Origin of the sequence: Flavobacterium sp., from assembly GCF_035456225.1 — a bacterium.
Lineage (GTDB): Bacteria > Bacteroidota > Bacteroidia > Flavobacteriales > Flavobacteriaceae > Flavobacterium.
Genome location: NZ_DATIDM010000183.1, coordinates 1 through 11,110 on the forward strand (window position 1 = coordinate 1; position 11,110 = coordinate 11,110).

Sequence of the window (11,110 nt, forward strand, 5' to 3'; positions counted from 1 at the left end):
GAAATTTGAAGGTGAATCAGGTAAAATAAGAACTTCGGAAGAACAAGCGGATTATTTAGCGGAATTATGTGCTAAATACCCAATTATCTCTATCGAAGACGGTATGTATGAGGACGACTGGGCTGGTTGGAAATATTTAACCGAGAAAATAGGAAACAAAATACAATTGGTAGGTGACGATTTGTTCGTTACTAACGTTCAGCGCCTTTCTCAGGGAATCGAGCAGAATATCGCAAACTCTATCTTGATTAAAGTTAACCAGATCGGTACTTTAACCGAGACGATTGCGGCCGTTAATATGGCGCACAATGCAGGATATACTTCGGTAATGTCGCACCGTTCCGGAGAAACTGAAGATAATACGATTGCTGACTTAGCTGTAGCATTAAATTGTGGTCAAATCAAAACAGGATCAGCTTCCCGTTCTGACCGTATGTCCAAATACAATCAGTTGTTGCGCATTGAGGAGGAATTGGCTGAAGTGGCTTATTTTCCTAAAGAAAGAGCGTTCAAAGTAGGTAGATAATTTATCGCGAAAAAAATATAAAACCTGATAGGGAAACCTGTCAGGTTTTTTGTTGACGTTAAATTAACATTGACGCGGGATTTTGTTAGGAATAAAAAGATATAAAACATTTTGTTGTATTTTATTATAGATTTGTGGTTCTATGAAAAACTATAAATTATGAAAAAATTTTACCTATTATTTCTTTTGATTATTGGGTTGAGTTCTGTTTCGATGGCTCAAACTACAATTCCAATATATTCAAACGTGCTTTTTTATGATGGTTATGCTGGGTTAGTGTCAGCACCAACACCAGCGGGTGTTGTTAGGTTAAGAAATGATTTGTTTACCAGAAAAATGACGGCAAGCGAATTGGCCCAGATAGGAAGCACATTGTCCATAAATGTATCTATTTCTGCGGCTTGCGATAACTACGATAGAATAGGTAATGTGAATCTGGCGTTGGTTCCAAAAGGGGCAACAAGTTATGACCTTGCTACTACTCATCGATTAGAATTAGGAAGGTATATTACTCCTTTTATGAATAAAAATGTGGCTCCGAATCTGGTTCCTTATACTTTTAACGTAGATAATGTTGCTAAAATATTGAAGGATCCTTCTCTCAATGCGTTGTATGATTTCTGGGTGGAATTTGAATTGTTTGGAGTTCCGTACGCTGCTCAAACACAAATTGCTGGTTGTTCAGGCAGGAATGATGTTTTTTTTGGAACCGTGAATTTTATCACAAGTGGGGTTTTATTGAATGAAGATAATGTATCTTTACTGCCTTTGAATTTCAAAAAAGATTTGAATAATTATCAAGCTGGGGCTACAGATGTGATTGGTCAAACTGTAAGAACGGTAAACTTTACACTGCCATCTACAATAAGTAATTCAAAGTTTTACTTAATTACATCAAATCATGGTGCTAATAATGGAGGAGAAGAATACAACAGACGTCAGCATTATATCTATTTAGATAGTAATCAAATTTTGACCTACATACCGGGAGAACTTACTTGTGAACCTTACAGGGTTTATAACACGCAGGGAAATGGTATCTATGGCCCCTCTCCAAGGTCTAATGCTGTTTGGCAATCTTTTAGCAATTGGTGTCCAGGTGCTGTTATTCCTACCAGAACAGTTAATTTGGGTAATTTAGCGGCAGGTTCGCACTCGTTTAAAATTTCTGTCCCTACTGCTGTTTTTGTTGATGGTCAAGGTTATATTCCTGTTTCTGTGTATTTGCAGGGAGATGGTGCTACGTTAGGTGTGGTAGGTCATGATGTTGTTTCATATGATATTTTTCCAAACCCTACTAAGGAAGTTGTCAATATAAATTGCAATAATACTATAAAAACATTACAATTGTTTGATGCTCAAGGAAGGCTAATTGATTCTAAAGTTGTCAACGACCTTAATTCAAAAATTGATATTTCAAATAACTCGAAAGGGATATATTTTTTGAAAATTGAAACTGAAAACGGAGTGTTTTCTGAAAAAATAATTAAAGAGTAATTTTTTCTATTTTAAAAAATGTTGAATTTTATCAATTTTTAAAAAATTAAAAAAAACCCACGAAAATTGTTTCGTGGGTTTTTTAATTTACGGTTGTTCTTCTGTCTGTACGTTGTTATCTTTTAAAAAGTAATGCACTAAAAAATAAAATGAAAGAATGTAGCAGGAAACACTGATGACTCGAAGCAGCGTAAAATTGTAGTAGTAGTGATGGATTACATAAAAAAGTTCGCCGATAATGATGTCTATTGCATAAAGCAGCAGAAACATGTTTTTTGACGAAGCATCCGATAAATAAAGAAACGTTGCGCTGAGGGCAAAAGACGTCAGAACAAACCCGTAAACCGAAATGGCTTTATAAAACTCGAAGGAACGGTCAAACACAATAAACGTAACAATATAAAGCAGGCATGCCAGAAAGATAAGTGTCAATGAGAAGTGAACGAAATACTCTTTTTCAATTTTTAGGTTTTGTTTTTGGGCCAATAGCTTTATTGATTGATAAAATAAAATACAATAGGCTGAAAAATTAAACAATAACACATAAATGAAGTAGCTGTAGCCTTCCAGTAAATTAATTAACGCTGAAATAAAGAGTAATATGAGGACAGTGCAATGGAGCCTGTTGGCAGGTTTGTTACTCTCTTCGATATAATAAAAAAAAGCAGCACCAATAAAAGAAGGTTTGGCAATATATGTTAAAAGGGGCCAATCCGCAAGTATTGCCAGGAAATACAAAAATCCAAAAATGAAATATAAGGTAAGATGTGATTTCAGTGTGTTCATTTTGGATTGTTTTCTTTTTCGCAAGGCATCCCACTTAAGGTGAAATTCTTAATGTTTTCCAAATTAATAAGAAGATACTACAAAATTACCACAATTACTTATAATTATATAGCATTCAACATGTTGTATTTTGTTCTTTGTTTTTTATTTCAAATTTGTGATGATGATTTCGGTTTTCGGTAAAGAGGGTGCTTCAAGAGTAAAATCAAATTCTCATTCAAATCTTTGAAATTCTAATTTGTACTTTCTCGTTTGGATTGAAAGGTTATTTTTGTGTATCATTTTTTTGACAAAACCGTTTATGAAAATATACCATTATCTTCTTTCGATGTTGATGCTGCTTTCGATACAAGGGATTTCCCAAAATCAGGAAGCAGACAGTTTAAAGCAACTGTTGGGAAAAACTAAAAACGATATTGAAAAAGCACAGTTGTTAAATGATATTGCAAGTGTTTATCGGGTTGATAATCCCGTGTTAATGCAGGAATATGCAGATAAGGCATTGCAATTGTCAAAAAAAATAAAGTTCCGTTTAGCGGAAGGGAATGCTTATCTCAATAAAGGAAATGCGGGCATTATTGTAGGTGACTATGTCTCGGCGTTGCAAAACTTCTTTAATGCACAAGCCGTTTTTGAAAACGAGTTGGATAAGGTTCCTGGAACAGAAAACGAAGAAATAAAAAACGGATTGGCACGCGCGTATGGTAGTGTTGGGATTGTTTTTTCGGAACAGAGCAACTATTCCCAAGCACTTCAATATCATTTGAAAGCATTAAAAATTTACGAGGAAAGCAAGAATTACGAAAAGCTGGCCCGGGTATATAATAATGTCGGGGTTGTATACAAATCGCAGCGGGAAGATTTCAAAGCATTGCAGTATTTTATAAAATGCCTTAAAATTCAGGAAAAAATAGGCGATAACACAATTGGGATTACCACAACCAATATCGGTACTATTTATTTACGTCAGAAAAATTACCCGAAGGCTTTCGAATATTATGCCAAAGCGCAGCAATTGTTTGAAAAATACCCGAATCAGCGTGGGTTAGGGGAGTTGTATAATAACTTGGGCTTGTATTATAAAGCTACTGGAAATAAGGCGAAAGCCGTTGAAAGTTATTCTAGAGCACAGGCGGCATTTACTTCCATCGATGATAAATTTGGCGTTTCGGATACGTATTTCTATATAGGAGAAATTAAATTTGAAGAAGGTAACTATCAGGAAGCTTTGGTCAATACTTCCAAATCATTACAACTTGCCAAAGAATTAAACGTAACCGAACAGATTCAGAACGCCGAGAAACGGTTGAGTGAAATCTACGAAAAACTAGGGAAATCTGCAGAAGCGTTACGGCACTACAAGTTGTACAGTATCGCAAAAGACAGCGTGAGCAATCATGAAAGCATCCGAAATGGTGTTCGTGCTGAAATGAATTTTGAGTTTGAAAAGAAGGAAGCATTGCAGAAAAAGGAACAGGAGAAAAAGGAAATCATATATTATGAACAAACCAAAAGACAACACCAGCAGCTATTGTTTTCAGGTCTTTTTATTTTGGCATTATGCGGAATCGTGTTTCTGATTTACAATCGTCTTCAACTCAAAAAACATCTTACGTTACAGAAAGAATTAGCGGAATACGAACAAAAAGCCTTGCATTTGCAGATGAATCCACATTTTGTGTTCAACTGTCTGGGCTCGATTTCCAGTTTTATTGTGCAGAATGGTACCGATTCGGCCATAAAATACCTGTCGAAGTTTTCTAAATTGATGCGACTCACATTAGAGTATTCCAAAGAGTCATTAATTCCGATTGATAAAGAAATAGAGAGTTTGCAGAATTATCTGGAGTTGGAGCAATTGCGTTTCAATAAGAAATTCAATTTTACGATTACCAAAAGTGTCGATATTGAAGATGATTTGGCATTGCCGCCTTTACTGTTACAGCCTTTTGTGGAAAACGCAATCATTCACGGGCTGATTCCGAAAAAAGAAACGGGGAATATAGCGGTGGATTTTTCGCTTAATGCTGAAAATCTTATCTGCACAATAACCGATAACGGAATCGGGTTTGCCAAATCAAAAGAATTGAAAGAGAATTCGGTTACGGTTCACAAATCGATGGCCCTGGATATCACCCGAAAACGTTTGGAAATGATGGAAGCTTATACGACTAAAAAGGCTAAAGTGGAAATAGAAGAGTTGAGGGAAAATGATGTAGTACAAGGCACAAAAGTAGTTTTGAATTTACCAATACAATACACAACAAAATAAAATGATAACAGTCCTATTAATTGATGATGATGCTAATTTGCGCAACGGAATGAAAAGTCTTTTGTCGCGCTATGCACCGGAAATAAAAATTATTGGTGAAGCGGATAGCGTGGTGAGCGGAATAGAAGTCATGAAATTACTGGAACCTCAAGTGGTTTTCATGGATATTCAGTTGGGTGATGGTACCGGTTTTGATATTTTGGAAGAGGTTGCCAACCAAAAAGGGAAATCAACTTCTCATATTGTGTTTATTACAGCTCATGAGCAATACGCCATTAAAGCATTTCGATTCAGTGCCTTGGATTTTCTGTTAAAACCGGTAGATCCCGAAGAACTGGGAAAAGTTGTCCTAAAGATTAAAGATACGCTCAGCAAAAAGGATAATTATGCGCACATTGATTTGCTTCTGGAAAACATCCGTAAAAAGGTGGATAATTTTAAACGCATTGCACTTTCCACTTCAGATGGGATTCACCTGTTTGAAATAAGCGATATCATCCGCTGCGAAAGCGAAGACAATTACACGAAGTTTTATATTAAAAACAACAAACCAATCCTGATTTCGAAAACATTAAAAGAATATGAGGAATTGTTGACGGAACACGGATTCGAACGCATCCATCAATCGCATCTTATCAATCTTTCGTATTTGAAATCCTATATAAAGAAAGACGGTGGTTATGTAATTATGGCAGATAACAGCAATTTGCCGATTTCACAACGAAAAAAAGAGCGTTTGCAGGAAGTTTTGAAAAACATGTAGCAAATTCTAACCGAAAAGAGTCAATTGCTCAATTACTGAAATAAATGATTTGCAAGTTTTTACTTTTATCATGAAACGATGCAAATAACACATATAGATTATGAAAAAAATACTATTCTTTCTTTTGTTTATCAACGGGATGGTTCAGGCACAGATTGTGAATATCCCGGATGCGAATTTTAAGGCGGCTTTGGTGAGTTCAAATTGTGTGGATACTAATAATAATTCGTATGCCGATGCTGATGCAGATACCAATGATAATGGTGAAATTGAAGTGTCTGAAGCGCTTGCTGTTCAAAACTTGATTGTTTTTAATTCAAATATTTCATCATTAGAAGGAATCCAAAGTTTTGCAAATTTGATTAGTCTCTCAGCAGGTTATAATCAGATTACAAGTTTTGACGGAGCAGGTTTAAATAGTTTGAAAACACTTTTGTTATATAACAATCAGCTGTCTGTTCTTGATGTGTCAAATCTTTCTATGCTCGAATGGTTAAACTGCTTTGAAAATAATTTGGTCTCACTTAATGTAGTTGGGCTTGCTAATTTGAAATATTTAGATTTTAATAGTAATCAAGTAACTTCGGTTTCTTTAGCGGGTTTAGTTAGTCTCGAAGATTTGAGGTGTTATGCAAACCAATTGACGGCTTTAAGTCTGGTAGGTCTAAACAATCTTCGTTCACTAAGCTGTGGTAATAATCAATTAACCTCATTGAATTTTTCAGGATTGTTAAATCTTCAGCGTGTATCGTGTTCGAATAATATGCTTACAAGTCTTGATTTTTCAGGTAACCCATCTATGATAGATTTATCGTGTAGTAATAACGATTTACATTCAGTAAATATTAAAAATGGAACAAATCATTGGAATCCGGAGAATTATTGGGGTAATAACCCAAATTTGACTCATGTCTGTATTGATGAAGGAGAAGTTTCGATTGTTGATTCGATTGTTGATCAAAGTAGTTTGTCAAATACTGTAGTTACAACTTACTGTTCTTTCACTCCAGGCGGCGACTACAACACCATAACCGGAAATGTGATTTATGATGTTGCCAACAATGGTTGTGATGCGACGGATTTGCCCCAACCGTTTATAAAAGTAAAAATTAATGACGGGACAACGGAAGGCGCTTCATTTGTAAACTCATCGGGGACTTATAAATTTTACACCCAAGCCGGAAATTTCACAGTGACTCCGGATGTTGAAAATCCAACTTTTTTCAATTTCTCTCCGGTAAACGCGGTAATTAATTTTCCGAACAATAACAATAACATCGCAACCCAACATTTTTGTGTTACCGCCAACGGAATCCATCCTGACCTTGAGATTGTTATTGCTCCGGTAATGCCGGCAAGACCTGGATTTGACGCGGTGTATAAAATCGTTTACAAAAACAAAGGGAATCAGGTTTTGTCGCAACCGTATGGTATCAATTTCTTCTATAATCAGAATCTGATGACTTTCGTTTCCGCAACACTAGTCCCGGCTTCACAAAATTTAGGAGGTATGAGTTGGAATTATAGCAACCTGATGCCTTTTGAATCAAGGAGTATAGAAGTTACCATGCATATCAATGCCCCAACAGATGTAAATCCTGTAAATAGTGGCGATGTGTTGCAATTAACCGCATCTATTTTGCCAATGGCCGGGGATGCAACAACACAGGATAATCTTTTTCAGTTCAATCAGACGGTTGTTAATGCTTTCGATCCAAATGATAAATATTGTTTGGAAGGGGAAATACAATCCCCTGTAAAAATCGGTGACTACCTTCATTATATGATTAATTTCGAAAATGTAGGAACGGCCGGTGCAGTTAATGTGGTGGTGAAAGATGTTATTGATACGGCAAGATTTGATGAAAAATCATTACAGGTATTGAGTAGTTCGCATCCGGTTGAAGCTAAAATTAACGGAAATGTAGCCGAATTCGTTTTTCAGAATATCAATTTAGCTCATAACGGAGGAAACGGTGGCGGAGGTCATGGAAATATATTGCTGAAAATCAAGACCAGACAGAATTTGGTTTCGGGCGATGTGGCTACTAATAAGGCGGATATCTTTTTCGATTATAATGCAGCAATAGAAACCAATCTGGCCAGCACGATTTTCCAGTCATTAGGTGTGAATGAGAACGTGATTGATAATTCGGTTACCGTTTATCCAAATCCTGTGAAAGATGTGTTTACCGTTAAATCGGCCAATGCGATTAAATCGATACAACTTTTTGATGTTCGGGGACGAATTTTGTTGACAAGGGTTTCAAATGAAGTAATTGAAAGTATTGATATGGCATCGAAAACCTCCGGAATATATTTTGTAAAAATAACAACAACCGAGGGAGTCAAAATTGAAAAGATTCTGAAGTCGTAAAATACGGTTGATTTTAGTTAAGTTAAAAAGTCCGAGGAGTTTATCCTTGGACTTTTTGTGCTTTAATCTGATGGTTTTACTATCAAAACTATTTTTTTGAAATAATTAACGAAAAGGCTGTCAATTTTCTTTTTTAATTCATTGGGAATTTCTTAAATTCGCCTACAACAAAAAATAATTACATTTAATTCCTAATACAAATGTCGAAAACTGCAATATTAGAAATTGATGGCAACAAATATGAGTTTCCAGTTATCGTGGGAAGTGAGAACGAGGTTGCTATTGATATCGAGAAATTACGTGCTGCATCCGGCGCGATTACTTTAGATCCGGGGTATAAAAATTCGGGTTCATGTCAAAGTGCAATCACTTTCCTTGATGGGGAAGAAGGAATTCTTCGTTACAGAGGATACGCTATTGAAGATTTAGCGGAGAAGGCTTCTTTTCTGGAGGTTTCTTACCTTGTGATTTTTGGTGAATTACCTACCAAACAACAATTAGAGCAGTTTGAAACTGACATTCGAAAATATACATTAGTAAATGAAGAAATGAAAAACATCATTGATGGTTTTCCTAAAACAGCGCACCCTATGGGCGTGTTGTCTTCATTAACAAGTGCATTAACGGCGTTTAACCCTAAAGTGGTTAATGTTGAGAACGAAAAAGAAATGTACGAAGCGGTTTGTAAAACAATGGGTAAATTCCTTGTTTTGGCTACGTGGACCTACAGAAAAAGTTCTGGTTTCCCTTTGAATTATTACGACAATACAAAAGGTTACGTGGAAAACTTCATGCGTTTAATGTTTGAGTTGCCAACCGGACCTTATAAAATCAATCCTATTGTAGTGAATGCCTTGGATAAATTGTTTATCCTACATGCTGATCATGAGCAAAACTGTTCTACTTCAACAGTAAGAATGGTGGGTTCATCACACGCCGGATTGTTCGCTTCTATTTCTGCCGGAGTTTCTGCGCTTTGGGGACCACTTCATGGAGGTGCTAACCAAGCGGTTTTGGAAATGTTGGAGGAAATTCAGAAAGACGGTGGTGATGCTGATAAATTCTTGGCAAAAGCAAAAGATAAAAACGATCCGTTCCGTTTGATGGGATTCGGACACCGTGTTTACAAAAACTTCGATCCAAGAGCAAAAATCATCAAAAAAGCGGCCGATGAAGTATTGGCTGAATTAGGTGTAAACGACCCGATCTTAAATATTGCAAAACGTTTGGAAGAATCGGCTTTACAGGATGAGTATTTCAAATCAAGAAACTTATATCCAAACGTAGATTTTTATTCCGGAATCATTTACCGCGCTTTAGGAATTCCTACGGATATGTTTACAGTGTTATTCGCAATCGGTCGTCTTCCGGGATGGATCGCTCAATGGAAAGAAATGCGCGTGAACAAAGAGCCTATCGGACGTCCGCGTCAGGTGTATACAGGATATGCATTGCGTCCTTTTAAGGAAATGGATAAAAGATAATATTTGTGAAAATATAATAAAAAGACCCGAGCAATCGGGTCTTTTTTTTGCTTTGTATTTTTTTGTAATAAAAAAGCTATAATTATTTTGAAATACGATTCTTACAATATATCTTTGTAAGATTAATTTTAAAAAAAAATATAAGCCATGAAAAAAATTTTTAGAAAGTTGTCGGTTCCTTTATCAGTGTTTTACTTGTTCGTGTCCGTTATGGCGTGTGCGCCAACCGATACGGATCAGCAGGACAAAGCGTTGTCGGAGGCTGCCAAATTGAATGCTAAAAAAGGGGTTATGCTGTTCAGGGAATTTCAAGGTAATGAAAACAGAATGTTTCAGCGATTGGAAGAAGGGGGGGTAACCCAAGAAATGATTGATGAGTACTTGGTTGGCTCAGGTTTTAAAGCTGGAGAAGTAAGTGTTGAAACGGTTACTGAAATTATTCAAAGAATTGGCGAAAATCAAAATGTCAGTTTTGAGGATCAAGTTAATTCATTAGAGGTGTCTTCTTTTGTTAAGACAAAACTGGGGGAAATTAAAGAGGCGGGCTATATTGAAGATTTAAGCAATCAAAAAGGTTTTAAGATCCTGCCGGAATCGGAAAAAGTACTTTTGCTGAATTCAAATGAATTAGTTAATGAATTTAATAAAGCGGCTCAAGATGGTACTGTCAACGTTCCTTGTCCTAACGAAGGTTGTACAGCTTTAATGGTTCTTGCCGGTGCGGGAATTGGCACCGCATTGTGTGGTCCTGTCTGTGGGGTTGTTGGAGGAGTTGTTGGGTTGATAATCGGTACAAGTATGAAACCGTAATTTTTAAATACAATTTACGAAGATGAAAAATACATTTTTTTACTTACTGCTTTTATGTTCAACGTGTTTATTCTCGCAGGAAAACAAGAATAAGGGAGATTTTGAAGTGATGCTCTCGTATGGTAATGCTAAAGTTGATATTGCAAATATTCAAAGCGTTGGATACTTGTCGGGCGTTCGTTTAAAAAAAGAATTTACAATACATAAAAATTATGCAATCGTTTCTGGTGTGGATCTGAATAATTTTTTCTTGGGCGGAGGTGATTTCCACTTTGAGACAAAATATGTTAGCTTGCCTGTTTCTTTCAGAGCGAAAATGAAAAATGGGAATTCAACATTATATGCCGAATTTGGAGGTGATCTAAACTATCAGTATAAATTCAAAGGTATTGATAATGTTACTGGTTTAGAGGTAGAGCATAGTGGTTTAGGTAGTTCCATTGGGTTGTTCTATAAAGTGGGTTACAAATATGACTTCAGTGAAAATCTGAAGTTTAATTTGGCTTTGTTTAGTGGAGCTGATTTGTCATCCGATTTTAAATCTGATGTGCCTGAATCGGAGATCGATAATTTTATCGGAATTGAATTAGGTCTC

The 11,110-nt window shown here is 36.1% G+C and carries 9 protein-coding genes; 8 read left to right on the top strand and 1 reads right to left on the bottom strand.

Going from position 1 to position 11,110, the window contains the following annotated elements:
• Together VLB74_RS10965 and VLB74_RS10970 are read left to right on the top strand one after the other, a co-directional pair.
• A partial coding sequence (locus VLB74_RS10965; protein WP_325203500.1) for an enolase C-terminal domain-like protein occupies positions 1-526 on the top strand: 526 nt, incomplete at its 5' end.
• 159 nt (positions 527-685) lie between these two features.
• On the top strand, positions 686-2,023 hold the full coding sequence (locus VLB74_RS10970) for a peptide-N-glycosidase F-related protein (RefSeq protein ID WP_325203501.1): 1,338 nt from the start codon (positions 686-688) through the stop codon (positions 2,021-2,023).
• Between the two features lie 87 nt (positions 2,024-2,110).
• Here the strand turns inward: VLB74_RS10970 and VLB74_RS10975 are convergent, their stop codons facing one another.
• Positions 2,111-2,809 (bottom strand): hypothetical protein, encoded by a 699-nt coding sequence (locus VLB74_RS10975; RefSeq protein WP_325203502.1) that lies wholly within the window; start codon positions 2,807-2,809, stop codon positions 2,111-2,113.
• A gap of 301 nt (positions 2,810-3,110) precedes the next feature.
• Between VLB74_RS10975 and VLB74_RS10980 the strand changes: the two genes are divergently transcribed.
• From VLB74_RS10980 to VLB74_RS11005, 6 genes are all read left to right on the top strand, one after another.
• Positions 3,111-5,081: a tetratricopeptide repeat-containing sensor histidine kinase gene (locus VLB74_RS10980; RefSeq protein WP_325203503.1), complete on the top strand. Its 1,971-nt coding sequence runs from the start codon at positions 3,111-3,113 to the stop codon at positions 5,079-5,081.
• Position 5,082: 1 nt separating this feature from the next.
• A complete protein-coding gene (locus VLB74_RS10985) occupies positions 5,083-5,844 on the top strand; it encodes a LytR/AlgR family response regulator transcription factor (protein ID WP_325203504.1) in 762 nt (253 codons plus the stop codon).
• Positions 5,845-5,944: 100 nt separating this feature from the next.
• The gene (locus tag VLB74_RS10990; RefSeq protein ID WP_325203505.1) at positions 5,945-8,221 is read left to right on the top strand and encodes a T9SS type A sorting domain-containing protein; all 2,277 of its coding nucleotides are present in this window, start codon (positions 5,945-5,947) and stop codon (positions 8,219-8,221) included.
• Between the two features lie 200 nt (positions 8,222-8,421).
• Entirely contained in the window at positions 8,422-9,705 is a 1,284-nt protein-coding gene (locus tag VLB74_RS10995) for a citrate synthase (RefSeq protein ID WP_325203506.1), read from the top strand.
• A gap of 147 nt (positions 9,706-9,852) precedes the next feature.
• On the top strand, positions 9,853-10,515 hold the full coding sequence (locus VLB74_RS11000; RefSeq protein WP_325203507.1) for a hypothetical protein: 663 nt from the start codon (positions 9,853-9,855) through the stop codon (positions 10,513-10,515).
• Positions 10,516-10,537: 22 nt separating this feature from the next.
• Positions 10,538-11,110, top strand: a 573-nt coding sequence (locus VLB74_RS11005) for a hypothetical protein (RefSeq protein ID WP_325203508.1), incomplete at its 3' end; no start/stop codon positions are given.

Coding starts and splice junctions, on each gene's coding strand:
- VLB74_RS10970 (WP_325203501.1), top strand. CDS start 686: ATGAAAAAATTTTACCTATTATTTCTTTTGATTATTGGGTTGAGTTCT.
- VLB74_RS10975 (WP_325203502.1), bottom strand. CDS start 2,809: ATGAACACACTGAAATCACATCTTACCTTATATTTCATTTTTGGATTT.
- VLB74_RS10980 (WP_325203503.1), top strand. CDS start 3,111: ATGAAAATATACCATTATCTTCTTTCGATGTTGATGCTGCTTTCGATA.
- VLB74_RS10985 (WP_325203504.1), top strand. CDS start 5,083: ATGATAACAGTCCTATTAATTGATGATGATGCTAATTTGCGCAACGGA.
- VLB74_RS10990 (WP_325203505.1), top strand. CDS start 5,945: ATGAAAAAAATACTATTCTTTCTTTTGTTTATCAACGGGATGGTTCAG.
- VLB74_RS10995 (WP_325203506.1), top strand. CDS start 8,422: ATGTCGAAAACTGCAATATTAGAAATTGATGGCAACAAATATGAGTTT.
- VLB74_RS11000 (WP_325203507.1), top strand. CDS start 9,853: ATGAAAAAAATTTTTAGAAAGTTGTCGGTTCCTTTATCAGTGTTTTAC.